At 40.8% G+C, this 25,089-nt stretch carries 22 protein-coding genes and 3 tRNA genes; 22 read left to right on the top strand and 3 right to left on the bottom strand.

Annotation, left to right across the window (positions count from 1 at the left end; all coding sequences use genetic code 11):
• The first annotated feature begins 2 nt into the window (after positions 1 to 2).
• The 21 genes from G399_RS0106445 to G399_RS0106345 all read left to right on the top strand — a co-directional run bounded on the left by G399_RS0106445 (position 3) and on the right by G399_RS0106345 (position 19,239).
• Entirely contained in the window at positions 3 to 1,646 is a 1,644-nt protein-coding gene (locus G399_RS0106445; protein WP_006010574.1) for an ABC transporter permease, read from the top strand.
• Positions 1,639 to 2,730: an ABC transporter ATP-binding protein gene (locus G399_RS0106440; RefSeq protein WP_006010572.1), complete on the top strand. Its 1,092-nt coding sequence runs from the start codon at positions 1,639 to 1,641 to the stop codon at positions 2,728 to 2,730. Before G399_RS0106445 ends, G399_RS0106440 begins: the two co-directional genes overlap by 8 nt.
• Positions 2,731 to 3,132: 402 nt before the next feature.
• Positions 3,133 to 4,920, top strand: coding sequence for an aspartate--tRNA ligase (gene aspS / locus G399_RS0106435; RefSeq protein WP_006010570.1), 1,788 nt, complete (start codon positions 3,133 to 3,135; stop codon positions 4,918 to 4,920).
• 4 nt (positions 4,921 to 4,924) lie between these two features.
• Positions 4,925 to 5,359, top strand: coding sequence for a dihydroneopterin triphosphate diphosphatase (nudB, locus tag G399_RS0106430; RefSeq protein WP_006010568.1), 435 nt, complete (start codon positions 4,925 to 4,927; stop codon positions 5,357 to 5,359).
• Positions 5,360 to 5,362: 3 nt separating this feature from the next.
• Positions 5,363 to 5,899, top strand: a complete 537-nt coding sequence (gene ruvC, locus G399_RS0106425) for a crossover junction endodeoxyribonuclease RuvC (protein ID WP_006010566.1) — start codon at positions 5,363 to 5,365, stop codon at positions 5,897 to 5,899.
• Between the two features lie 21 nt (positions 5,900 to 5,920).
• Complete coding sequence (gene ruvA, locus G399_RS0106420; RefSeq protein WP_006010564.1) at positions 5,921 to 6,550, top strand: Holliday junction branch migration protein RuvA; 630 nt, start codon at positions 5,921 to 5,923, stop codon at positions 6,548 to 6,550.
• 93 nt (positions 6,551 to 6,643) lie between these two features.
• On the top strand, positions 6,644 to 7,654 hold the full coding sequence (gene ruvB / locus G399_RS0106415; RefSeq protein ID WP_006010563.1) for a Holliday junction branch migration DNA helicase RuvB: 1,011 nt from the start codon (positions 6,644 to 6,646) through the stop codon (positions 7,652 to 7,654).
• 346 nt (positions 7,655 to 8,000) lie between these two features.
• Positions 8,001 to 8,462 (top strand): tol-pal system-associated acyl-CoA thioesterase, encoded by a 462-nt coding sequence (locus tag G399_RS0106410; RefSeq protein WP_026843529.1) that lies wholly within the window; start codon positions 8,001 to 8,003, stop codon positions 8,460 to 8,462.
• Positions 8,452 to 9,144: a protein TolQ gene (tolQ, locus tag G399_RS0106405; RefSeq protein ID WP_006010559.1), complete on the top strand. Its 693-nt coding sequence runs from the start codon at positions 8,452 to 8,454 to the stop codon at positions 9,142 to 9,144. The genes G399_RS0106410 and tolQ overlap by 11 nt, the downstream gene beginning before the upstream one ends.
• A 39-nt stretch (positions 9,145 to 9,183) precedes the next feature.
• Positions 9,184 to 9,606: a protein TolR gene (gene tolR / locus G399_RS0106400; RefSeq protein ID WP_006010557.1), complete on the top strand. Its 423-nt coding sequence runs from the start codon at positions 9,184 to 9,186 to the stop codon at positions 9,604 to 9,606.
• 3 nt (positions 9,607 to 9,609) lie between these two features.
• A complete protein-coding gene (tolA, locus tag G399_RS0106395; RefSeq protein ID WP_006010555.1) occupies positions 9,610 to 10,455 on the top strand; it encodes a cell envelope integrity protein TolA in 846 nt (281 codons plus the stop codon).
• Between the two features lie 149 nt (positions 10,456 to 10,604).
• Complete coding sequence (tolB, locus tag G399_RS0106390; RefSeq protein ID WP_006010545.1) at positions 10,605 to 11,990, top strand: Tol-Pal system beta propeller repeat protein TolB; 1,386 nt, start codon at positions 10,605 to 10,607, stop codon at positions 11,988 to 11,990.
• A gap of 31 nt (positions 11,991 to 12,021) precedes the next feature.
• Positions 12,022 to 12,597 (top strand): peptidoglycan-associated lipoprotein Pal, encoded by a 576-nt coding sequence (gene pal, locus G399_RS0106385; protein ID WP_006010544.1) that lies wholly within the window; start codon positions 12,022 to 12,024, stop codon positions 12,595 to 12,597.
• A 6-nt stretch (positions 12,598 to 12,603) separates the two neighbouring features.
• The gene (gene ybgF, locus G399_RS0106380) at positions 12,604 to 13,476 is read left to right on the top strand and encodes a tol-pal system protein YbgF (RefSeq protein WP_006010543.1); all 873 of its coding nucleotides are present in this window, start codon (positions 12,604 to 12,606) and stop codon (positions 13,474 to 13,476) included.
• 144 nt (positions 13,477 to 13,620) lie between these two features.
• Positions 13,621 to 13,696 (top strand) — tRNA-Lys (locus G399_RS0106375).
• Between the two features lie 29 nt (positions 13,697 to 13,725).
• A tRNA-Lys gene (locus G399_RS0106370) sits at positions 13,726 to 13,801 on the top strand.
• Positions 13,802 to 13,949: 148 nt separating this feature from the next.
• On the top strand, positions 13,950 to 15,008 hold the full coding sequence (nadA, locus tag G399_RS0106365; protein ID WP_026843527.1) for a quinolinate synthase NadA: 1,059 nt from the start codon (positions 13,950 to 13,952) through the stop codon (positions 15,006 to 15,008).
• Positions 15,009 to 15,056: 48 nt separating this feature from the next.
• A tRNA-Ser gene (locus G399_RS0106360) sits at positions 15,057 to 15,146 on the top strand.
• A gap of 101 nt (positions 15,147 to 15,247) precedes the next feature.
• On the top strand, positions 15,248 to 16,999 hold the full coding sequence (locus G399_RS0106355) for a site-specific integrase (protein ID WP_006010541.1): 1,752 nt from the start codon (positions 15,248 to 15,250) through the stop codon (positions 16,997 to 16,999).
• 307 nt (positions 17,000 to 17,306) lie between these two features.
• Positions 17,307 to 17,855: a hypothetical protein gene (locus tag G399_RS0106350; RefSeq protein WP_006010540.1), complete on the top strand. Its 549-nt coding sequence runs from the start codon at positions 17,307 to 17,309 to the stop codon at positions 17,853 to 17,855.
• A gap of 334 nt (positions 17,856 to 18,189) precedes the next feature.
• On the top strand, positions 18,190 to 19,239 hold the full coding sequence (locus G399_RS0106345) for a reverse transcriptase/maturase family protein (protein ID WP_006010539.1): 1,050 nt from the start codon (positions 18,190 to 18,192) through the stop codon (positions 19,237 to 19,239).
• On the opposite strand, the gene G399_RS0106340 is transcribed toward G399_RS0106345, so the two are convergent.
• The 3 genes from G399_RS0106340 to G399_RS0106330 form a co-directional block, all read right to left on the bottom strand.
• Positions 19,175 to 19,963 carry a PEP-CTERM sorting domain-containing protein gene (locus G399_RS0106340; protein ID WP_026843525.1) on the bottom strand — a complete coding sequence of 263 codons (789 nt, stop codon included), beginning with the start codon at positions 19,961 to 19,963 and terminating at the stop codon, positions 19,175 to 19,177. The two genes, G399_RS0106345 and G399_RS0106340, sit on opposite strands and share 65 nt — an antisense overlap.
• A gap of 1,311 nt (positions 19,964 to 21,274) precedes the next feature.
• Positions 21,275 to 23,248: a hypothetical protein gene (locus tag G399_RS0106335; protein ID WP_006010537.1), complete on the bottom strand. Its 1,974-nt coding sequence runs from the start codon at positions 23,246 to 23,248 to the stop codon at positions 21,275 to 21,277.
• Between the two features lie 211 nt (positions 23,249 to 23,459).
• Positions 23,460 to 23,729: a hypothetical protein gene (locus G399_RS0106330; protein ID WP_006010536.1), complete on the bottom strand. Its 270-nt coding sequence runs from the start codon at positions 23,727 to 23,729 to the stop codon at positions 23,460 to 23,462.
• A 722-nt stretch (positions 23,730 to 24,451) separates the two neighbouring features.
• Here G399_RS0106330 and G399_RS22735 point away from each other — a divergent pair.
• Positions 24,452 to 24,934, top strand: coding sequence for a prepilin-type N-terminal cleavage/methylation domain-containing protein (locus G399_RS22735; protein WP_006010534.1), 483 nt, complete (start codon positions 24,452 to 24,454; stop codon positions 24,932 to 24,934).
• Positions 24,935 to 25,089 lie beyond the last annotated feature (155 nt).

Raw genomic sequence — 25,089 nt, 5'->3', positions numbered from 1 at the left:
GATTGATAAAAACTGCATTGAAAGGTTCAGCCTTTACAATATATTCGGTATTGGCAGGTCTGTTATTAGGCTTGCCTCTTTTCGTAATATTTTTCAGCTTCTTTTCTTGGGACACGGCTATTTGGCAGCATCTTGCTGCAACGGTGCTGCCCAAATATATAAGCAATAGCCTAATGCTTGCCTTTGGTGTTGGTTTTGGTGCAACGATACTAGGTACATGCTTAGCTTGGCTTATTGTTAATTACAATTTTTATGGGCGGCGCTTAATTCAGTGGATGGTATTATTACCACTCGCTATGCCAGCTTATATCATTGCCTACACGTACACCGGTTTACTTGATTTTGCTGGCCCACTACAAACCTTTATCCGCGGTACATTTGATTTGGGCGCTCAAGACTATTGGTTTCCTGAAGTCAGATCGTTATCCGGTGCAATCATTCTGATGTCGCTAGTGCTTTACCCCTATGTTTATATACTGGCAAGAACCGCCTTTTCTGAGCAATCGCAAAAGTACCGTGAAGTGAGTGAACTGGCTGGGGTATCGCCATTAAAGCACTTTTTTAAAGTTGCTTTACCACTCGCTCGTCCTGCAATTATGACTGGAGCTGCTCTAGCAATGATGGAAGCATTAGCCGACTTTGGCACGGTTGAATACTTTGGTGTTAGCACGTTTACCACCGGAATCTATAGAACGTGGTTTGGTATGGGCGATATTAAGGCTGCGTCTCAGCTTTCAGGTTTTCTATGTTTATTTGTTTTTATTTTGATCATGGTAGAAAAAATGAGCCGACGTGACTCTCAGAATTATTCGTCTAGACAAGGCAAGTCGGCTCAGGCTAAACAAGTGAACGGCATCAATGGCATTCTAATATTTGTGCTTTGTAGTTTACCTGTCGCATTTGGCTTTATTATCCCATTTGTACAATTAGCCACTTGGGCGCTCAGTTTCTCCGATCTCTCGAACTTGGCAGACTACCCCGAATACGCTATGAATTCGGCGATGTTGGCTAGCATAGGTGCCATTGTTGTGGTTGCTATGGCATTGTTGTTTAGTTATGCTAAACGCCTGCATCCCTCTAAAACAGTGAGCGGCTTCATACAATTAGTATCGTTAGGATATGCGCTACCGGGCACAGTTATCGCGATAGGGGTGTTAGTTCCGCTAGGATGGTTAGATATAAAACTGAATGTGATGACCAATGTGTGGTTTGATTTTCAGCCCGGTTTGGTGTTCTCCGGTACTGTGTTCGCGCTTATTTTTGCCTACGCGATCCGCTTTATGAGTGTTGCCTTAAACAATACCGAAGCTGGCATTCAACGCATAAAACCTAGTATGGATGAGGCTTCAAAAGTATTGGGTGACTCACCAACGCAGCGACTATTGAGAATTCATATTCCATTGTTAAAGGCGAGCTTGTTAAGTGCTACTTTACTGGTTTTCGTCGACATACTTAAAGAATTACCTGCTACTCTAGTGCTGCGCCCTTTTAATTTCAATACATTGGCTGTTAAAGCCTTTGAATTAGCCTCAGATGAACGCTTGATTGACGCGGCACTACCTTCAATCACAATTGTCTTGGTTGGCATTTTGCCGGTAATAATACTCACTAAAACGCTTGATGGAATAGAACGAAAATATGCTTGATATTAACAATCTATCGTTGAGTTTTGGTACACAAAAAGTGCTACAAAAGCTAACGATTTCATTGCAACAGGGCGAAATAGGCTGCATTCTAGGGCCATCCGGTTGCGGTAAAACGACCTTACTGCGAGCCATTGCAGGATTTAAGTCTGTGCAGGCCGGAAGCATTAGCGTCAATGACATTATAGTTAGCGATGCTGGATATAAAATGCCGGTAGCAAAACGTAAGATTGGCGTGGTGTTTCAGGACTTTGCTTTATTTCCACACATGAATGTGCTTAAAAATGTTGCCTACGGTTTAAGTAAATTATCCAAGTCTGAGGCCCTCAAACTCGCTCAAGAAGCGATTGAGCTGGTAGGCTTGAATGATGCTAAAAGTAAATATCCGCATGAACTATCCGGTGGACAACAACAACGCGTCGCCATTGCAAGAGCGATTGCTCCTAAACCTGATTTGTTATTACTGGATGAGCCATTTTCGAGTCTAGATCCAGACTTAAGAGAGCGCCTGTCGAGCGAAATTCGCAGCATTATTAAGCAGCAAAATATCACAGCACTATTGATTACTCACGATCAAACCGAAGCGTTTGCAATGGCAGATAAGATAGGTGTCCTGCATCATCAACAATGCCAACAATGGGGCACCGCTTACGACTTGTATCACGAGCCAGCGACAGAATTCATTGCAGATTTTGTTGGCGAAGGTGTGTTTATTCCAGTGCAAGTGGTGGCGTATGAAAATGACAGCGAGAGTAAAATTGAAGCCAGTGACGACAAACTTCTGTGGCTTGAAACGCAACTAGGTCGTTTTCTTCTGCCGCAAGAATATATAGATAACGCCGCGTTTAAGGTCGGTGATATCGCAAAAATGTTAGTCAGGCCAGACGATTTAAGACATCAGGACGAAAGTGTCTTAAAAGCGAAGGTGGTAGGGCGTTCTTTTCGCGGCGCCCATATATTGTATCGATTGTCGTTAAACCAAGGTGAACCATTGCTTTGCTTAGCGCCCAGTCACCATGACCATCAAATAGGGGAGTCGTTTGGTATTCACTTAGAAGTTGAGCACGTGATCTGCTTTCCTTATTGATTTTTAGCCGGTTATTTACGATAACCTGCAATTACCTAAGATGACGTCTGTCGCCTTGCCCAAAAAAGCCTATGAGTTGCAAAATTGTGCTTGATGATTTAGCTGCCGGCTAAATTGGCTAACCGTGCTCAATTGCTGAGCGCCTTGCTACCTATTTACACCTGATCCGATACATTCCCACAATTAGTTACCGAATATATTGATTCAGTCGTTTAGAATCCGCATTGTTTAGTTTATAATTTCGCACTTTCGGTGGCTTTAAAATAGAAGCCTGACACAATTCAGATTAGCGTTTGTTTTGCCTGCCTTATAGCCAAAGTGGCCAGGAAACCTGAAGCGGCGCTAGTATTATGCAAGTATTAAAAAATACAAAACAAAAACAGCACTATTGGGATTAAGTTTATGCGCACAGATTACTGTGGAAATATTGATGTAAGTTATGCCGGTAAAGAAGTCACACTTTATGGTTGGGTAAACAAAAGACGTGATTTAGGCGGCGTGATTTTTATTGACTTACGAGATCGTGAAGGCATTGTGCAGGTTGTTATTGACCCAGACGCTGCTGAGACATTCGAACTTGCTTCCACTCTACGTAATGAATTCTGTGTCGCAATTACTGGTTTAGTCTGTATGCGACCGGATACGCAAATAAACAAAGAAATGAAAACCGGTGAAATTGAGATACTTGGCAAACAGTTATCTATTTTTAATAGTGCACCAGCATTACCACTTGATTTCAACCAAGATAACTCAGAAGAGCAGCGTTTAAAATATCGCTACCTAGATTTGCGCCGTCCTTTGATGACGCAGCGTTTAGTTTTTCGCTCTAAAGTAACGGCGGCGGTTAGACGCTTCCTTGAAGATGGCGGTTTTCTTGATATCGAAACGCCTATTTTGACCAAAGCTACACCGGAAGGGGCGCGTGATTATTTAGTGCCAAGTCGAACACATAAAGGTCAGTTTTTCGCATTGCCACAGTCACCACAGCTGTTTAAACAGTTGTTGATGATGTCGGGTATGGACAAATATTATCAAATTGTAAAGTGCTTCCGTGATGAAGATTTACGTGCTGATCGCCAGCCTGAATTTACCCAGATAGATATCGAGACCACTTTCTTGGACGCCGAAGATGTCATGGCAATCACAGAAAAAATGATGCGTTCACTTTTTACTCAGTTGTTAAATGTGGATTTAGGCGACTTCCCAACTATAAGCTATGCAGAGGCTATGCAGCGCTATGGTAGCGATAAGCCTGATTTACGTAATCCACTTGAATTAGTCGACGTTGATGACATTGTAAAAGACAGCGATTTTAAAGTTTTTAGTGGCCCAGCGAATGATGAAAAAGGCCGTGTAGCAGCTATCCGAGTGCCTGGTGGCGCCACGTTATCGCGCAAGCAAATAGACGATTACGGAAAGTTTGTTGGTATTTACGGAGCCAAAGGCCTGGCATGGCTCAAAGTCAATGACCTCAGTAAAGGCGTTGAAGGCTTACAATCACCTATTCTTAAGTTTTTTGATGAAATTAGCATTACGGCACTACTTGAAAAAACTGGTGCACAAACCGGTGATATTCTTTTGTTTGGTGCAGATACTAAAACCATAGCTACCGATGCAATGGGTGCCTTACGCCTAAAATTAGGCGAAGATTTCGACTTGTTAGAGGGCGAGTGGTGTCCTTTATGGGTTGTCGATTTCCCAATGTTCGAAGAAGCTGATGGACATCTATATGCGCTGCACCATCCGTTTACTGCACCTCGTGACAGCAACATTGAAGCCTTAAAAGCGAATCCGGCTGACGCCTTGTCAAATGCTTATGACATGGTGCTTAATGGCGTTGAATTAGGGGGTGGTTCGGTGCGTATTCACAACATGGATATGCAAGCGACCGTGTTCAAACTTCTGGGTATCACAGATGAAGAAGCCAATGAAAAGTTCGGTTTCCTGCTTGAAGCATTGCGTTATGGAGCTCCTCCTCACGCGGGTTTAGCCTTTGGTTTGGATAGAATGGTTATGTTGATGACTGGTGCCGAGTCAATTCGTGACGTAATGGCATTTCCAAAAACCACAACAGCCGCTTGTCCATTGACTAATGCGCCAGGGTTTGCAAGCCCTGAACAATTGGCTGAGCTGTCAATTGCAACGGTGATTAAAGCGGATACTAAAGACTCAGAAAAGGGCGCTGAATAAAAACATGCAACTGAAACGCGCAGAATCAGTGTTGGTTGTGATCAGAGATGAACGCAAGCAAGTGCTGATTATGCAGCGTGATGACGATGCTAACTTTTGGCAATCGGTAACCGGTACCATTGAGGTGGGGGAAATACCGCTCAATGCTGCCTATCGCGAGTTAGCTGAAGAGACCGGCATTGCAATGCCTAAATCGACTCATCCCATATTGGATTGTCGACTAATGAATCAATACAAAATTCGACCAATTTGGTTGTACCGATATCCCCCGGGCACTGAATTTAATAACGAATATGTTTTTTGCGTAAAAGTACCCGCTGGTTTGCCTATCGTGTTGACAGAACACACCGACTTTAATTGGACAAGCAAACAAGAAGCAATACAACGAGTTTGGTCAAAAACCAATCGCGATGCGATTGCGCAATTTGTTCCGGATTAGCTCATGAGCATTATTTTAGGTATTGATCCAGGTTCAAGAATTACAGGCTACGGCGTTATTAAAGTCGTGGGTGGTAAGGCGAGCTATTTGGGTAGTGGATGTATTCGTTTAACGCATGACGAACTCTCCATTCGTTTGAAACGTATTTTTGACAGCGTCAGTGAAATTATTACCCAGTTTGCTCCTACTGAATTTGCAATAGAACAAGTGTTTATGGCTAAAAATCCCGATTCAGCGCTTAAACTCGGGCAAGCTCGCGGGGCAGCTATCGTAGCTGCTACTAACTTTGACTTGCCGGTCGCTGAATATTCAGCACGCCAAATTAAACAATCTGTAGTGGGTTCGGGTGGGGCAGACAAAACCCAAGTTCAGCATATGGTAATGACCTTGTTAAAGTTGAACGCAACACCACAGGCCGACGCAGCTGATGCATTGGCTGTTGCTTTATGTCATATTCACACGTCGCAGAGCCTGATTAAAATGTCAGGTAAAAGCGCAGGCAAAATTTCGAAGATCGTGCGCGGTCGCTTAAGAAGATAAATAAGGCAGGACAACAATCCGATGATTGGCAGAATTAAAGGCACGTTAATTGATAAAACGCCACCCGATGTTTTGGTCGACGTGAATGGTGTGGGTTATGAGATCCAATTGCCGATGACCAGTTTCTATCAGCTTCCCGATATCGGTGAAGTGGCGACTATTTATACTCACTTTGTTGTACGTGAAGATGCGCAATTATTATTTGGTTTTTCAGATACCTCAGAGCGCGCGCTGTTTCGCGAACTCATAAAAGCCAACGGTGTCGGCCCCAAACTCGCCTGTACTATATTGTCTGGTATGTCGGCACAAGATTTCGTGCAATGTGTCATTCATGAAGATATCTCAAATTTAGTCAAGCTTCCCGGTGTAGGCAAAAAAACCGCCGAGCGTTTAGTTGTAGAATTAAAAGACAAATTAGAAAAACTATCACGCAGCGATACGCATTTTGATGGGGCGGGTCCTGCTGCGCCGAATAGTCCGATTCAACGTCCCTCATTAAGAGGCGACGCACATGCTAAAAATGAGGCCTTAAGTGCTTTGCTCGCCTTGGGTTATAAACCGGTGCAAGCAGAGAGAGTCATAAAACAAGTTTATACTGAAGGTATGACAAGTGAGCAGGCAATCAGAGTGTCACTTAAGGCAATGGTTTAGGAGTATGGGGTTAAATTTATATCCTGATTATTTTACGACGCGTATTCACATTATGCTTAATCCTAAAAGATTACAAAAAGGTAGGGAGTCGTTATGATTGAAGCTGATCGCTTAATACAAGCCATTGCTGACCCGGAAGATGAAGTTATTGACCGCGCAATTCGACCGAAAATGCTCAGTGATTACACCGGTCAAGATCATGTCTGTGAACAAATGGAAATTTTCATTCAAGCAGCCAGAAAGCGCAACGATGCGCTTGATCATCTGCTTATATTTGGTCCTCCAGGTTTAGGTAAAACCACACTGGCTAATATTGTCGCTAATGAAATGGGAGTGAATATAAAAACCACCTCGGGTCCGGTGCTGGAAAAAGCCGGTGATCTCGCTGCATTGCTGACGAATCTTGAAGAAAACGATGTCTTGTTTATTGATGAAATTCACCGCTTAAGCCCGGTCGTTGAAGAAATCCTGTATCCAGCGATGGAAGACTATCAATTGGATATCATGATTGGTGAGGGGCCAGCGGCGCGCAGTATCAAACTCGATCTCCCGCCGTTTACATTAATTGGTGCTACTACCAGAGCTGGATCATTAACCTCTCCGCTACGAGATCGTTTTGGTATTGTGCAACGTTTAGAATTTTATAACGTCGCCGATTTAACCGATATTATTCAGCGTAGTGCCGCTTATTTAAAATTAAGTATGGAGAAAGAAGGGGCGTTTGAGATGGCAAAGCGTTCACGTGGTACGCCTCGAATAGCTAACCGTTTATTGCGTAGAGTAAGAGACTACGCTGAAATTAAAGCCGACGGCAAGATAAATGCCGACGTTGCAGGTAGAGCGCTGAATATGCTTGACGTTGACAACAAAGGCTTTGATTTTATGGACAGAAAGTTGTTACTCGCGATCATTGAAAAGTTCATGGGTGGGCCTGTCGGCTTAGATAATATAGCAGCAGCAATAGGTGAAGAAAAAGAAACTATAGAGGACGTTATAGAGCCGTATTTAATTCAGCAAGGCTTTTTACAGCGGACTCCGCGCGGACGAATTGCAACTCAGCACGCATATTTGCATTTTGGTTTAATTATGCCAAAGGTTGACTAGATACTAATCACATATATTAGGCAAAAAAAAGCCCACGCAATGCATGGGCAAAACAACAAGTAAAACGGAAGGAAAACTGTTGTCAGGGAACATCAAAAGCAATACAACTAAGTTGTGGCAGCTATTCAATGCGATCTAGCATAAACCCATCCGATGAGATATCAAACGAGAAATATTCTTATTATAGATTAGTTTTTCTAATCCAATTTATGTGTTGTATTTTATGCCTTTAAATCCGATAATATTCTTATCCCACTTATGTTTATATTCATAGTAACGATGACCTATATAAATTAGTGATAATGGATAGTTTGCTATATGAAATCTAACCTGAAAGGAGTCGTTTTTGCTCAATAATGAACCTTTTTCGATACCGATACGCATATATTACGAAGACACTGACGCTGGTGGACTTGTCTACCACTCTAATTATTTGAATTTTATGGAGCGCTCGCGTACCGAGTGGTTAAGGCACTTGGGTATAGAACAAAAAACTTTATTGGAACAATCAATCGGTTTTGTCGTCAAAGAACTTACTATGAAAAATAGTAAAGCGGCTGCTTTCAATGATATGTTGAGCATTAGTTGTCAGGTAGTAGAATTGAAGAAGGCAAGTATGGTTTTTCGGCAACACGCTTATCGTGTCAAAGATTCTGCTAATACGCATAACAACAATAACAATGTTACGAGTACTGAAAAAGAACTACTCGTTAGCGCTGAGGTCAGAGTAGCCTGTGTCGATTTGGAAAAGATGAAACCAATCGCTATACCTGGCTTTATATTAAGGGAAATTAAACGTGACGTCTGAAATGTCTATCCTCAACTTGCTGTTAGAAGCAAGTATTGTTGTGCAATTTATTATGCTGTTGTTATTAACCATGTCGGTTGTTTCATGGGCATTTATTTTTCAAAGAAATGCTGTATTGAGCGCAGCAACAAAAGAAATGAAAACCTTTGAAGACAAGTTTTGGTCAGGTGCTGATTTGAACAAGCTTTATCAAGAACTTTCTGCCCGAGCTCAATTAACCGGTTTGCCCCTTATATTCTGTGCTGGATTTAAAGAATATGTGCGCTTACGTAAAACATCCGGTGCCGTTAATGATGCTATTATGGACGGTACCTATCGTTCAATGCGCGTGACTATGTCACGCGAAGTTGACGAGCTTGAAGCGCGCCTACCATTCTTAGCTACCGTCGGTTCAATTTCACCTTATATTGGTTTATTAGGCACAGTATGGGGGATCATGAATTCATTCATTGCCCTGGGTCAAGCAAAGCAAGCCACGTTAGCCATGGTTGCTCCTGGTATAGCGGAAGCGCTTATTGCGACCGCTATTGGACTGTTTGCGGCTATTCCAGCCGTAGTCGCATATAACCGCTTTAGTCATAGTGTTGAGAAGTTAGAAAATGCCTATGGTAACTTTATGGAAGAGTTTTCAGCTATATTAAATCGTCAGAATATGGCGTCCTCCAGTCAACAGTCTCAATAACTTATAGTAAATTTATTGACCTGAATTAGGAGAGTTAACATGTATGTGAGAAAACGCAGAAAGCCAGTATCAGAAATTAACGTCGTACCATATATCGACGTTATGTTGGTTCTTTTGGTTATTTTTATGGCAACAGCAACCGCAGTAATGCAAGGCGTGAAAGTTGATCTGCCAAAATCTGATGCAAAAACCATTGAGACTGACGAAGACGACATGTTAATTGTGTCGATAAATGCACAAGGGCAGTACTTTTTGAATATCGGCGATAATCCTGACGAGGAACTCACCGCGGTGGATGTTGCTACACTAGTACAAGCTAAGCTAGCACAAACGCCAACTATTCCAGTCGTAGTGAATGGCGATGGTAGAGTTAATTACGAAAAAGTGGTTGAGTTGATGGTGTTGTTGCAAAATGCGGGTGCGCCATCGGTAGGTTTAATGACTGACCCAAATAAAGCGTAATTGATGAGTGCACAAAACCAACCTAAGCCAAGCGACACGAAAGAGAAAAAATCGCTAACCTTGCAGCAAAAATCATTTTTGATTTCTGGCGCTGGGCACCTGTTTATTGTCCTGTCTTTATTGGTGAGTTTTAAGTTTTCAGCAGCACCGGTCGATCTGGCGACAGGTGATAAAGATACTCAAGCGCCAAATATTATCGAAGCAACCTTCATCGACAGTAATGTAATAGAACAAAATAAGCGTGAAAAACAACAATCTGAAGCTGAAGCAAAAAGAAAACAAGATCAAGAAGCTGCAAATAAACGTAAAGAAGTAGAACGCAAGAGACAAGAGAGCGACACTGCTGATAAAGTTAAGCGTAAAAAAGCGGCTGATGCCAAAAAGCAGAAGGAAGAACAGTTAAGCAAAGAGCGAGAACTACAGCAAAAAGCGAGGTTAGCGCAAGAAAAAGCGCAAAAACAAGAGATAGAAAAGGCGCGCCAAGATAAGGCAGATCAAGAACGTGCGGTACGAGACAATGCAATGCAGGAAAAAATGCAGCTTGAACAAGCGGATCGTAATGAGCGCAGGCAGCGTCAGATATTGTCTGAGTTGCAAATTGCCAATAGCAAAATTAAAGCACGGATTGAACAGAATTTGATACAAACAGGCAGTATAGTGGGCAAGTCTTGCCGACTTCGACTGCGAATTGCTTCTAACGGTTTAGTTTTAGATGCAGTCGGGACAGGCGATGAGTCTTTGTGTTTAGCGCTGCGGACAGCCGCGATGAAAGCAGGAACATTACCGATGCCAAGTAATAAAGACGTTAATGAAAAATTAAGAGATACGACGCTAGTTTATGAGAACTAATTAGCTAACACTATGTCCTATCTAAAAAGATGCACTACTTATGGTTTATTTTTGATTAATTTGAGTAAACAGCGTTAACACTATTTTTTATAATTGCCAACAAGCAGTTATTTAAATCAATAATACCAACTAGAGGATTATCTAAATTCATGGCAACTTGGATATTAAAATTTAGCAGCAAACAAGTAACGATAATGGCAGCTGCTGTACTATTATTTTTTAACTTTCAATTAAACGCTGCTACTAATGAAATAATCATTACCGGTGGTATTGAGTCTGCGCGCCCAATTGGCGTTGTGCCGTTTAAATATTTAGGCAATACATCCTTGCCAGAAAATTTAAGCGAAGTTGTTGCTTCTGACCTCCAGCGCAGTGGCAAGTTTAGTCCCTTGAAGTTGTCATTAATGCCCCAGTTTCCAACCACAGATACTGAAATAAACTATGCTGCGTGGGCACAAAAAGGCATTGATATGGTGCTAGTCGGAAGTGTTGAATCGACAGGTTTGAACCAGTATTTAGTGACTTTTGAGCTGGTTGATGTTCTGCGTGCGCAAGCAACAGGCGGACAAGCTAAAACGCTTGAGAACGGAAAATTGGTGATGACACGTGACCACGTTATTGAAAAACGCACGAAAACAATTAATGGCGGTGATTTTCGTCAATATGCCCATATTATCAGTGACATTGTGTATGAAAAGTTAACCGGTCAGAGAGGCGCTTTCTTAACACGCATCGCTTATATCAAAGTGTTGGATCGTGATACCAACCCAAAACCATATCGTTTAGTCATAGCCGACTACGATAATGTAAACCCAACAACGTTATTGTCATCTCCCGAGCCTTTAATGTCGCCAACATGGTCGCCAGATGGCAACACTTTGGCTTACGTGAGTTTTGAAAATAAACGCTCACAAATTTATTTACAGGACATTTACACGACAAGTCGCACCAGATTGACCGATTTTCCGGGCATAAATGGCGCGCCAAATTTTTCACCTGATGGCAAGAAGCTAGCAATGGTGCTGTCTAAGGACGGTAATCCAGAAATTTACATAATGGATTTACAAACTCGAAATTTAACCAGAATTACGCGAAACAGAGCAATTGATACAGAGCCTTCTTGGACGCCAGATGGAAAAAGCTTGATATTTACGTCGGAACGGGGTGGTAAACCGCAGATTTATCAAGTAAATTTAGCAACTAATCGAAAAAGTAGGCTAACCTTTGAAGGTGAGATGAATTTAGGCGGTGCTATAACCCCTGATAATTCGCAATTAGTTATCGTAAATCGCACCAGGGGTGATTATCATATAGCTAAGCAAGATTTAAAAAACGGTGACATGTTGGTGCTGACAAATACTTATCTGGACGAGTCGCCCAGTATTTCGCCGAATGGAAGTATGATAATATATAGTGTGCTAGAGTATGGAAAACCGGCATTAGCATGGGTTTCACTTGATGGACGCTTCTCGTTTAAAGAACCAGTTGCTGATGGGGAGGTTAAATCTCCTAGTTGGTCGCCGTTTTTACTGTAAATTGAATTTTAAAATATAATAAGGATCTAGTATGTTGAACAAAAATGCACTTAAAACGCTTTTGATTGTTGTGCCTTTAGTAACCCTAGCGGCATGTAAGTCTGGCCCAACAGATGCAGAACTTGAAGCTGAAGCGAATAGCCAAGCAGAAGCAGCTGCACAACAAGTTGCTGAAGCTGAAGCGGCTGCTGATGCTGAAGCTAAGCGTGTTGATGTTGCTAAGGCTGATGCTCTTCAAAAAGCCAAAGATATGTTCGAAAATGAAAAAGCCACGTTGGTTGCTCAAAACGTCGTTTATTTTGACTTCGACCAAGCATCAGTTAAATCTGACTTTCATGCAGTATTAGATATGCACGCTGCGTTTTTAGTTAAGAATCCAGGACAGTCAATTGTAGTCGAGGGTCACTGTGATAACCGCGGTACACCAGAGTACAACATTGCATTAGGCGAGCGTCGTGCGCAATCTGTCGAGACATATTTGATGAATGCAGGCGTAAGCTCTGCACAAGTATCAGTTGTTTCTTACGGTGAAGAAAAACCAGCAGTTCAAGGCGGATCTGAGTATGCATTTGCTCAAAACCGTCGCGGTATTGTGGTTTATCAGTAAGCAATTATGATTAAACCAATTATTATAGTTGGTCTTATTAGTTTCACAGGCGCTTGGGCTTTTGCTCAAGCGCCTGTTGTCGATTTAAATGATCCAAAACAAACTAATCAGCCACAACCTGTTACCGCTCAAAATGACACCGCTCAAAATGACACCGCTCAAAATGACACCGCTCAAAATGACAAGGTGCAAAACACGCCTCCGGTTATCACTAACCCGACGGACGTTGCCACTCGCTTGCTGATACTAGAACGCAAAGACCAAAGCCGTGTTGAGGCTCAACAGCGCGTTCAGCAACAACTTGACATGTTACAAGGCGACGTTGATGAGATAAGAGGATCTATTGAGCTTCACAATCATCAATTAGGACAAATATTAGAGCGCCAAAGAGAGCTCTATCTTGAGTTGCAAAATCGTTTTTCTAACTTATCGGAACAGACAATATCAGCAGGAAATTCAGTCGGAGTTGTTGCGCCAAGCGCGCAAGCTACTCGACCAGCAGGGCAATCTGAAGAGCAGGCTTATCAGTCAGCAGTTAATCTGATACTCAAAGAACGCAATTACGATGACGCTATTCCTGCGTTTCAAGTTTTTTTATCTACTTTTCCAAGCTCGAGCTACACCGATAATGCACATTATTGGCTAGGTCAGTTGTTGTTTAATAAACAAGATTGGGATGGTGCAAGGCAGCAATTTGAAAGCGTAGTGAATAAATTTGCTGATTCCCCCAAGCGTGCAGACGCGATTTTGAAGCTTGGTATGGTTGCAAAATCAGTCGGTAACAAGGCAAAAGCAAAGCGATTGTTCGAACAAGTGGTTACAGAGTACCCTGACGCAACACCAAGCCGTTTGGCAAATGAACAATTAAAAAGCTTGTAGTTTTTAAACTATGAGCTTTTTGTTTACTTTACACACAGTTTTAAAGTTAAATCAAATAAATCGTATTTAAAGGTTGCACCGAGTTTCGATTTCAGTATTATATGCCGCCGTTGAGGTAGATAAGCAACGCAGGAAAAGCACATTGGGTCGTTAGCTCAGCTGGTAGAGCAGTTGACTTTTAATCAATTGGTCGCTGGTTCGAACCCAGCACGACCCACCAATTATCTACACCAACCATCCTTTGAAAGTGGGTCGTTAGCTCAGCTGGTAGAGCAGTTGACTTTTAATCAATTGGTCGCTGGTTCGAACCCAGCACGACCCACCACTTCTTTCTTACAAGCGAAAAAATACAAACCGCCATCTAGGTTTACAAAAAACCAATTCAAGCTGGTAAATTTGTTACCATCAATCTGTGAATTCTTGGACGCACTGAGTTATACTACCCGGACCATAACAAATTACACACTTTGCATATGATCCACGCAGTACAATCACAACGCATATCCTATCCTTTTCCAGCTATGCCTATACCGATAACCTCGGATTATGTTGAGCAACTCAAGTCAGAGATCAAAATACTTCTCAAGCAAAAAAATGCGGTGTTAGTTGCGCATTATTATACCGACCCAGTTATTCAAGCCTTAGCAGAAGAAACCGGCGGCTGTATTTCAGACTCACTTGAAATGGCGCGGTTTGGCCGTGATGCACAAGAAAAAACCTTGTTAGTTGCTGGCGTAAAATTTATGGGTGAAACTGCTAAAATTTTAAGTCCAGAAAAAACTGTCATTATGCCAACCCTCGAAGCAACCTGTTCGCTCGACTTAGGTTGCCCAGTTAAGGAATTCTCTGCATTTTGCGACGCACACCCAGATCATACCGTTGTGGTTTATGCAAATACCTCAGCTGCAGTGAAGGCTAGGGCGGATTGGGTGGTGACATCAAGCATCGCACTTGAAATTGTTGAACACCTTGATAGCCAAGGTAAAAAGATTATTTGGGGGCCAGATAAACATTTAGGTGCTTACATTCAAAAAGAAACTGGCGCAGAAATGCTTATGTGGAACGGCGAATGTATTGTGCATGATGAGTTTTCAGCGCAAGCACTGCTCAAAGCAAAGCACTTACATCCCGACGCAGCGGTGCTAGTGCACCCTGAGTCGCCTGCTAGCGTGGTTGAAATGGCAGACGCTGTTGGTTCTACATCTCAGCTAATAAAGGCTTCCACAGAGCTCCCCAATCAGAAGTTTATTGTCGCCACCGACAAAGGCATTTTTTATAAAATGCAGCAGTTGTCACCAAACAAAGAGTTTATTGCAGCACCAACTGCTGGTAATGGCGCGACGTGTCGCAGCTGCGCACTTTGTCCATGGATGGCAATGAATGGCTTAGAGGCTATGAGAGATGCATTGGTGGATCACCAAGGTAAAGAAATCTTTGTAGAGGAAGCATTGCGGCAGCGCGCATTAGTACCACTAAACAGAATGCTTGGGTTTGCCGCTGAATTAAACATGACATTAAAAGGAAATGCGTAAATCAGTACTTGAAAGCTGTCAAGGTTTTCCTTACTATACGCGCCAATTGGAGAGGTGGCTGAGTGGCTGAAGGCGCACGCCTGGAAAGTGTGTTTAGGGTTAAACCTAACGAGGGTTCGAATCCCTCTCTCTCCGCCAGATAATGTTGAAGCCCTTATGTAGTAAGGGCTGCAGCGACGCAGGTTCAGGGTCTATTCAGACTCTGTCACAGAACTCTGTCACAAAATGACAGGTTGCGCATGAAAAACTCTTCTCCAACACACTTATATCGCTATCAAGATTCCCAGAATTACTTTATTCGCTTCAGAATGAATTTTTTTAAAAATATCGACTATATTAAGCCTGACGGTTACTTTGTTGCGTCGTTGCGTACTTCGTCGTACGACGACGCCAAATGGTTAGCGTTTTACATTAAACGGAATTTAATGAAGGAGATAAGCATGGAGTGCTTTTCAAACAACACTGTAAAGTCTGTGGTCTCGCTGGGCGATACACTTAACTCGGTTGAACACGAGCTTCAACACGAGCCCTCAAACTCAAATGCACAGTTCAAGGCCTTGCTTAGACAAAGGTTCGCTGAGTTATTAAAAGTGGGTAAGCTAATGTTAGAGCATGGCTTAGATCAGTCTGACAACTTGCAAAAGCCTCTGTCTGAAGAAGACATGCAAACTTTGAAAACGCATTCGGAGCAACTGGTAACGCCAAGTGAGCAATTGGCCATGCTTGAAACGGTCTCTAATGATCGAGTTGATGTGAACATCGATTTAGAGCACAAGTATTTAGACTACCGTGACATGGTCAATGCGCTTACTCATCAGTTAGATGAACTTAAGACGCAACTTGCTGATTATCGACTCGAGGCTACTGGCTCCGTGCAGTCGTGTACTAGTGAAGAGCTGCATAATTTTACAATCGCAATGGCGGACCAAAATCAAGTAAAGGTGCGTCTTGATCAGCACGAAGCCAATAAGCAGCCTGACGGCATCAATTTTCACAGTATCGGCAATCAATTATCCCTGTTTCTTCAGGAGAAGAGCAGAACAATTGATGAAGATACGATTGAAGGTTATCGGTCTAAATTCAGTGTGTTCTTCGAAACAGTACCCCCTGAAAGCGACTGCAGGAGTATTACTAAGCAACATGTACAACACATCAAGACAGCACTACTAGCGCGCAAGTCAAATGCTTCAAAAGGCTGCAGCGACAAGTTTCTGAATCCTAAAACAATTAATGGTTATCTATCAAATTACAGTACGTTTTTCTCATATCTAGAGAAGAATGTAGATGGAATAGATAAAAATCCTTTTGCTGGTGTATCGATTGCTAAAAATGAGATGGACTCGATAAAACGCAGGCCATTTACAGAAAGCGAAATTAAGCGATTGTTAGCATATAAACCACTGCACGGCTCAGAGGCGCGCGTTTTTCGACAAGATGCTAAATGGTTCGTTCCAATCGCAGTGTACAGTGGAATGCGGTTAAACGAGATATCAGAAATCACACTAGATAGCGTTAAGCAAGTTGACGGTATCTGGTGCTTTGACTTGACGTCTAGCGATGTGAAAAACATGGATTCAAGGCGACTGGTTCCGATTGCACAGGTTATTTTAGACATGGGCTTGTTGAGGTATGTCGATAAACTGCGGTCTCAAGGCAAAAGCTTACTGTTTCCTCAAATACGAGTAGGTAAGAAAAAGGCAGGTAAGGCTGGGTGGGGTGATTCAATCAGCCGCTGGTTTAATCGAACGGTCCTTAAAAATATAGGTATTGATTGTGACAAAGAGGAGAAAGAGAAGAAGTCAGTTGTTTTTCACTCGTTGCGACATACCTTTGTGTCGACTTGTGTGAAGAAAGGCGAGCAGAAGCATTTGATCAAAAGGATTGTAGGTCATGCGCAAGATGATGAAATTACCCTGGGCACATACTCTGACGTGAATGAAATCGACTTGAAACTACTAAAAGAGCTGATTGATCGGGCTATCGTGTGGTGATGAGGTTATTTTGTTAAGTCGTCATGAAAAACTACTTAGCACAGAAATTACGACAATTAATTGGTACGTTTTATAACTAACTAACTAACTAACTTTGAGAGTTTGGTTAAATTTAACTATAAATCAGTTGCTTATATTTTAATTGTGTTTTTTACAACTATTTGTATTTCGTCGTCTCTTTCCAAAAAAGTCTGTCATCATTAAGTTGGTTAAAGAGTTTGATTGGAAGCCTATACCTCTAATCCATTGCTCTTTAGCTAAGACTAGTACAGTTGAATCTAATCTCATTACTTAATGGAGAAATATTATGGGAAAAGCAATTGCAGAACCGCATGAAGTGACCTTGGTGGCTAAATCAATGATTAGAGATGGTGCATTACCGTCTGCTCATAAACTTAAGATTCATTACAATGGGGGCCAAATTGTCAGATACCAAAAAATTCTCGATGATTTTATGAGTTCACCTGAGGGTATTGACTACATTGAAAAATATAAGCCACACAATAAATTACCTAGCGAGCTCGTCAAATTTATTGAGCCACACGTGAACGTTGTTCATGCTGAATTGCTTAAATTTAGTCAGTTTCTTGTAAACCAGCATGAAAAAGAACGCGAGCAACTTTGTAAGGTGTATCGAGATGAAGCAGCCGAGGTGAAGGAGCAAAGCGATCTTTTGAATTGTGGCTTGATGGACGAGATTTCATTATTAAAAGCTGAGCTTAAGAGCAAAGATGATTTAATCGCTGAACAAAAAGAGCAATTTACAGAGTTAAAGCAAAAACTGTCACAAGAGCAAAGTGAAATGCTTACGCTCTTGCGGGCTCTGTCAGAGAAAGACAGTGAGAGCGAGGCTTAATTAGAGAATGAAGTAGGGCGAGCGTGATGGTGTTATTGCTTTTGCACTTTTAGCGCTCGTTATTTTCGTGTTTTGCACAATTCGAATATAGATTGAATTAATCTTTCAACGGGGTCATCGAAGTATATGCTGAGGATGGTTGAGTCTGATAGGCGGCTTAGTGCCAAAACCCGCCATACGATGTTTACAACTGAACTATGAGGTCTGGCTCTAAAGCAGTCATTTGATACCCCTTAACGTTGCTGTGTCATCATCCTATCCTTCAGTGAGATATAGTCACATCAACCGAATAGAGGCTTCCTAATCCCATGCTGATGGTGTAACTTTCATTATTATGATGAACGAATTAGCAAACTCAGACTTAGTTGACGAAGCCTATAACTGGTTATGTCAACAGCGAAAACACTTTCCGGTGAACAGTGATGTCTGGGATGTGCGGTTTCATTGGGTAGAAGTCAAAGCCAAACTAATAGCTGAGTTAACCTCAGACACCTTTACTTTCAAACCGCTGCAAAAGGTAACCAAATCAACAGGTGAAGTCATACATGTATGGACATCAATCGATAGCCTAGTGTTAAAACTGTTATCCCTTGTGTTATCAAGGTACTTACCGTCATCTAAGCTGTGTACCCATTTAAAAGGTAATGGTGGCAGTAAACACACGGTCACTGGAATACACAATCAAGTATCAAGCCATACCTTTGTGTTTCGTACTGATGTGAAATCTTATTATGAGTCAATTAACCACGAAATTTTATTAGATAAACTCTCTGTGTTTGTAAAAGATAAACAGGTTATGAATTTATTAGCACAGTATGCAAAGCGCAGCGTGGAATATGGCGGTTTGTTTACCGATTTCACTCAAGGTATTTCATCAGGCTGTTCATTAAGTTCTCTGATATCGAGTTTTTATCTGTATGAGCTTGATAAAGAAATGGAAGGTAAACCTGTTTTTTACAGGCGGTACATGGATGATGTGATTGTATTATCAACAACAAGATGTAAATTAAGAAAGGCCATTAAAACGGTTAATCAACACTTTGCAAAACTAAAGTTAAAACAACACCCTGATAAAACAACCATAGGTCGAATTAAAGCGGGGTTCGACTTTTTGGGTTATCAGTTTGGTGAAGAAAAAATAACCGTTTCAAAACGAACACTAGAAAATCATATACGTCGATTATCGCAGCTTTATGAGCAAAAAAAACGCTTACCGAATTGGCAAGCGTTTCTTGATGATTATCGACAACATTGGGTTACATGGGTTTGTTCAGGCATACCATCGTCGATAATTAGAAATAATGGTACAACCGTAAAATTTAAGCGCACTTCTTACGACGCAAACTTAAACCTAACACCCCTAAGGCAAAAAGAGCGATTGTAGAGGGTTCTGGTACCGGGTTGGCTAAAGGTGACGGTAAAGTGCCTCTCATAACAAATTTTGAATCATAACCTATATCGCGCGAACCACCCCCTCTGCCTCCATCATCTCCAATACTCGGCCCGTTCGCGTTCGCGGACATGCTATATCTCAGATCATAATCAACACCCGCCCAAAATGCCTCATCTCCTATGGGTTCCATCCAAATTTTATACTTCTTGACTTCTGATACTTGACAGAATGCCAACACAACCCCCAGATCAGGGTTAACACAATAAGTATAAATAAAGTCTAATGCTTTCCATTCCATGAAGTCCCCCTTATATGTAAATGCATGGGCGTCAAAAGTCAATGTAGATGTAACAACTACACTATCGCCTAACACGGTCAAGGCTTTAGATACATCAACTCCCTCAGAAAATCCTAATGCCTCGAATTTATGTAGTATCGATGACCCATTATAAACAAATGAAACAAATTCGAACTGAGCAAGAAGGGGGTCAATGTCCGGGTCATAATTTAGCTTAAGTAAACCTGATACGTCCTGAGTGTAACCATCTTTCATATTAGTCCCTGGGACATCTATAGCACCATTAGGGCCTTGGCAATCGTCGCATTGTCCAGTCCAATCAAACGTCAGTAGAATGGGTGCCGCATATGCTAAATTCATACCAAAAACTAAGGTCATTAAGCATACGCTGGTAAGTTTAAAAAACTTATATTTCATTTGTTATTTCCATATCACGTTAACAGTAAGGCCCATTGCCGGGCAGTATATTCCTGAGGTAAGGACTTCAGATTAGAAAAGCGCAACACGGAAGTGCTAAGAATTAGTTAATAGGAAGAGACTGTTGTCTACAAAGGTTTAAACGCAAAATTTATGCCTATATTAAATTATTCATATAATACAAAATGTTAGTTGATTTTACATTTATTCCATAAGAGAAAATGTAAAGAAACCTGACACCTCCTAATTCATGACAAAACCCCTCCGCAAGGGTTATCGCTGTTAGAACTTCATTATCTTGCGCTGATAAACTCCTTGGGAGTGTAAAGAAAGCAGTCATATTAAAAATGTAGCGGTACAACTTAAAACTTATAGGCCAGTGTGTTTGAGTTTTTTTGCACTAATTACGCAGACATTCATTGGGGAAAATCGGCGAGCTGTTGCTATTGGGTCAGCTATACTAACTCAACAGTGAGGGTCTGCAATTCGCTCATTCCTGCCCGTCGCACTATGTAATCTTGCCATCCGGACGACTTAATTTACCTATTACTCGTTAATATTTTTGCGTTCAATGGCCAATAGCCTCAAGAACCTTAAATATTTAACTTTCAGCCAATTCCCCCTTGCACTCAAACCAATTTGTATTCAAAGCCCTAACTAACTAAAGCCGAGTCACTATGGTAAGTCAGCTAAGTTTTTGTAAGTAATGTTTTGATAGCGATGGGGGGCTAAGGATACCTTTTCCGTCGCTTGAAATTTGAAGGACTTATGTTTAAAAAAAATCATAGCAAAGCCACTCTAATTCAACATTTTCTTGGCCATTGAAGCAAAAATACTTCACCTCGGTACTCAAAAACAATGCTTTGGCGTACTTTATTTGACCACCAAATTAGCTTTAAACAATATGGTAATTCTGTTTAGTCAAGTGAACGGTCGGTTGGATTGACATCAATGCTTTGACACAATGAAGGTTGGGGGCTAAGTATCGTGGTTAGCCGAATGCAGTCAATGGCCATAGTTGTTGCTGCTGTAATACTCCTCTTTTGCCATCAAATCACTTTGCTTGCAAAGTACAAATCGAGCCCCGGTGAGACTGCTGTGCCTTTTCAGCAATCTTTTGGTGGCCAAATTTTATACTTTTTAGTTAGATTTTGAAAAGAGACGAATGATAACATTTACAATACTACTAACCTGTGGGCAAAAGAACTTTGCCACAACATTCATTAGCCAAATAACAATAGGATGTACAACTTAAGTCGAAAAAACTTACAGTAATCAACTATATGAGTGTTTTATAACTCGGTATTTTAATCATATCTCAATATCGAATTCGTTAATTAAATCACCGATCTCTTCAGATTTTCCGATATACAACGCTCTGATTAGTTGTATATGCGAGTATTCTATTTTATGGCCCGCTCGCAGTAATTCTCTTGTAAACCAAGGAAACGATTGGTCTTCACCATATTTGCTAAGTGCCATATCAAGTGCATCCATTCCCCCTCGAGCGTGCTTAAGTGACGCATTATTAGCAATCAGAACTTTGAAAGAATCTATCGCTTTGTAATTTACGGCAAAGAAGATGAGAAGTGAACCGGAGGCATCTTCAGAGTTAGGATTAAGGCCAGCATTAAACAATTCATTTAACGCAAGATCGTGGTCACGAACTATTGCAGTTATTGCGTGGTCGATATCAACTTTAACTGGTTGATTCAATATAGTTTTGATTTCGCTAATCGGTCGCATTGCATTAATTGCAACAAGCAATTTAGCTGAGTTCTTATCGATAGAAGACAAGTCATCAATTTCATCAAGAAGAAGTTCAGCGCTTTCCCAATTCTCTGCGCTTTCTAACTTCGCAGCACCGATAGCGTTTTTTGTTTTTACCGATCTTTTATCTCCAGCCAATTTGTCTTGCAGATTTTGCATCTGAATTTTAAAGAAGAGCTTATCAAATGATAATTTTGATACCAATGTATCTAAGTCATTTAAACTCTCTAAGGCTGTCTCCAGAGTAATTAAACCTCCTAGATAAGATTTGTATATGTTGAAGGCTTCGTTTGAGCCCTCTTTCAAATTATTATTTTCGCTCAAACCACTTTCTTTAGTATCAGTGTTGTTCCTAATTTTCTCAATATTTCTAAAAAACGCCAGAGCGCAGTCGTAATCGATCCCCTTAGCATTTATTGAGTGCTGCACAAGCAACAATTCGGCTTGTTTGATGATAATATTTTCAAGCAGTTCACGGTTAGTGAACGACGGCGCGATATCATATTCTTCAAGATTACTTAACGGATAGTTATTATCCTTGTTGTATTTCAGGAATGAGCTATAAGTTGACTCCATCATCGGGCGTATACCTATCGCCAGCGCATTTTCAACTCCAACCCAATGTTGATTATTCGCGTCGTTGTCAAACAATGCCATTAGGTCAAGCGGTCCCCCTACTTTAGCGTTTGCATAAGGGTTTACACCATTTTCAAACCAAAAATTTACTAAGCGAATATTGTTTGTTAGCCCAGCATAAAGTACGAGGTTTATACTTTTTAAACCTGCATCAAATTCAAAATTTAACGAACCAGCATAGTTGTTGAGCAGTGACCTCATTTTCATATCACTTAAGCCCATTCTAGTTGCTGCAATCAAGTCGTATTCAGAAACTTTATAGTTTTTCTCTATGAACGCGGCAATGACTTGATTGGCTATGCTTGATTTAGCTATTTTCAAAAATGAAATTAGTAAACTACCAGTAGTATTTTCTTGTTTAAAGTACTTGGTAAATTTGTCAGAATCCAGAACAGACATAATCGTTGAGTCAATATCTTTATCTGATGTATTATTCAACGCAGCAATTACATTTGAGTCAATTTTAATTGGTGAATAAGTAAATTTTTCATTAAATTTAAAGTCGAAGCGAGCGGAAAATACGTCGTTGTTAACATCAACATTTAGCGCATTATTCAAGTCGTTGATATCACTTGGAGTTAATTCAATCAAACGCTTTAGATCATCATTCAAATTTGCAGTTATCACATTGCGAATTATTTTCGGCTTGATATCTAAGGATAAAAACGCTTTTGAGTAGGCCTCACAATCGAGCTTTACAATTTGGTTTTGAGAAACTTCTATTTTTTGAATATTTTCTACTTCATTTTTTTGCTGCGGTTTGATGTTAGAAAGTTCGATCTGGCCTGAAACATGGGTAGTTGAATTTGATATTATAACTGCAACAGATCCGATAAGAATTATGCAAACTACGGTTACTAGCGTTGAATATTTTTTCACATTGTGGTCCCTTCAATGTTTTACAAACGCCTGCCAACGAATCTCTCTGTTTTGGCAGGCATAAGCCTACGTAAAATAAACTAAAGACTAGCTGAAAAATAGAAATTCTACAGCCTCAACGCCTCGTTAAGAGGCTAAATAAAAAGAGGCTAAATAAAAGTGGTGGGCTAAAATGGAGCGGCGCAAATAGCCCGCTGTTTTTAGTCCTGCTTTAATGACTTGTTAGTTTTACACTGGCACCCGTGCTTTGTTTATTACCATTGATTATTTCTCGTTCTTTTTTATATTGCTCGTAAGTTATTCTATTTCTAGCATTGATTAAACATGAATCTCTTTCTTGAGGTCGTTTAAACTGACATTGATTTTCTGAAGGTGACTGCGCTAATACATAAACAAATTCCTTAGCGAGGTTACTTGAACAACCCATAGATAACATTATAAAAACGATTAAGAAAACAAATTTGTTAATCGGGGATTTCATACGATTCGCATTCCGTCTGTCTAATATAATAGTATTCGGATTATACTCACATTCTACGTAAGACTAACAGTGTATTTCCCTGACTTCTCGATAAACCCTGAACGTATATCTAGTTTTCATAATTAACTCGAAGAAACTTAATTAATAATATCAGTAATTTAGCATTATGATCGAAAGAAATAGGTATAGCTAAAAAAATAACAGCCCTATATTTAAACGTTTATTACTAAAAGAGCACACTGTTATTTCAATACTTAGATTCTCCTAATGTCGGATAACCTCTTATTAAGTTCCCGACAGTCAGGATCAAATAGCTAAAGATATACATATTAATTGAATGACGATACCTTGCCCAAAGCATCGTAAGAACCCTCCATAAAGCACTTCCGTTAATTAGACTAAAATTAGAATTCCATAAATATTGGAGATTCAAAATACGCGAATTAACAATCTATCATTCTAAAGAGCCGTGGAATAAAAATAACCTTGTTGAACAGAAGTTACCATTGAGGCGTGTATGTTTAGTGATAACCTAAAACTGCATATTTCTTAATTGCTTACGTAATATGCTCACCATTGTTATTAGCTGATTGTTTCACATACTTACGTATTGACGCCAATAACCAACCCTGAAGTAATATTTGTACAATTGACTGTCAGAAAGAAGCAAACACTGTTGTTTGCGTGAATATAAAAACAAAATAAATCGGAAATAAAAGTGTATGCCTAATTGTAAATATCAAAAGGGTTTCACCTTAATCGAATTGATAATAGTTATCGTGATTTTGGGTGTTTTGGCAGTAACTGTCGCACCAAGGTTCATAAACATCGGCAGCGATGCGCGGATAGCCGCCGTAAAATCATTGGAACAGGCAATTAATTCTGCAATTAAATTAAGTCAGTTAAAATGCAGGGTAGACAGTGCCTGCTACCCATCAATTATGTCCACTGGCTCTTACATGCTGAAATATAATGACAATGTCGACGTACTCATGGTGCGAATTCGCGCCGGCATGCCCATTGAAGTAATCCGCCCGGCACGTCCATCTCATCCTGGTCATAAAAATACGATAGCAGATGTTGTAGACATGTCAGGCTTTACCGCTAGTTACCATGCTAACACGGATTTTTTTCTTAGGCGTAGTTGCACTGTCCTGTATAATGATTACTCAGCTAATGTTCAGGCTATTACATCAGGCTGTTGAACAGCAAAGCTAAACAAGACATTGATGGGGGCATAGGACAAATTAACGCTATACAGGGTATAAGACAAATTAACACTATACACTACCCTTTGTTACAGCTGTCTCTCAGGGTGGTTTTGAGTTTACTAAAAAGAGTTTTTAGTGGTTTTCGAGGA

The organism is Brumicola pallidula DSM 14239 = ACAM 615 (assembly GCF_000428905.1).
Lineage (GTDB): Bacteria > Pseudomonadota > Gammaproteobacteria > Enterobacterales > Alteromonadaceae > Glaciecola > Glaciecola pallidula.
Note: the sequence above shows the minus strand (reverse complement) of the source record. Positions and strands in the feature narration are given on the sequence as shown.

Bases quoted from the DNA above. Each gene is read 5' to 3' on its own strand.
- ybgF (WP_006010543.1), top strand. From the start codon at position 12,604: ATGATTAAACCAATTATTATAGTTGGTCTTATTAGTTTCACAGGCGCT.
- G399_RS0106355 (WP_006010541.1), top strand. From the start codon at position 15,248: ATGAAAAACTCTTCTCCAACACACTTATATCGCTATCAAGATTCCCAG.
- tolR (WP_006010557.1), top strand. From the start codon at position 9,184: ATGTATGTGAGAAAACGCAGAAAGCCAGTATCAGAAATTAACGTCGTA.
- G399_RS22735 (WP_006010534.1), top strand. From the start codon at position 24,452: ATGCCTAATTGTAAATATCAAAAGGGTTTCACCTTAATCGAATTGATA.
- ruvB (WP_006010563.1), top strand. From the start codon at position 6,644: ATGATTGAAGCTGATCGCTTAATACAAGCCATTGCTGACCCGGAAGAT.
- G399_RS0106350 (WP_006010540.1), top strand. From the start codon at position 17,307: ATGGGAAAAGCAATTGCAGAACCGCATGAAGTGACCTTGGTGGCTAAA.
- aspS (WP_006010570.1), top strand. From the start codon at position 3,133: ATGCGCACAGATTACTGTGGAAATATTGATGTAAGTTATGCCGGTAAA.
- G399_RS0106345 (WP_006010539.1), top strand. From the start codon at position 18,190: ATGATGAACGAATTAGCAAACTCAGACTTAGTTGACGAAGCCTATAAC.
- G399_RS0106440 (WP_006010572.1), top strand. From the start codon at position 1,639: ATGCTTGATATTAACAATCTATCGTTGAGTTTTGGTACACAAAAAGTG.
- tolB (WP_006010545.1), top strand. From the start codon at position 10,605: ATGGCAACTTGGATATTAAAATTTAGCAGCAAACAAGTAACGATAATG.
- ruvA (WP_006010564.1), top strand. From the start codon at position 5,921: ATGATTGGCAGAATTAAAGGCACGTTAATTGATAAAACGCCACCCGAT.
- tolA (WP_006010555.1), top strand. From the start codon at position 9,610: ATGAGTGCACAAAACCAACCTAAGCCAAGCGACACGAAAGAGAAAAAA.
- ruvC (WP_006010566.1), top strand. From the start codon at position 5,363: ATGAGCATTATTTTAGGTATTGATCCAGGTTCAAGAATTACAGGCTAC.
- G399_RS0106330 (WP_006010536.1), bottom strand. From the start codon at position 23,729: ATGAAATCCCCGATTAACAAATTTGTTTTCTTAATCGTTTTTATAATG.
- nudB (WP_006010568.1), top strand. From the start codon at position 4,925: ATGCAACTGAAACGCGCAGAATCAGTGTTGGTTGTGATCAGAGATGAA.
- pal (WP_006010544.1), top strand. From the start codon at position 12,022: ATGTTGAACAAAAATGCACTTAAAACGCTTTTGATTGTTGTGCCTTTA.
- G399_RS0106340 (WP_026843525.1), bottom strand. From the start codon at position 19,963: ATGAAATATAAGTTTTTTAAACTTACCAGCGTATGCTTAATGACCTTA.
- nadA (WP_026843527.1), top strand. From the start codon at position 13,950: ATGATCCACGCAGTACAATCACAACGCATATCCTATCCTTTTCCAGCT.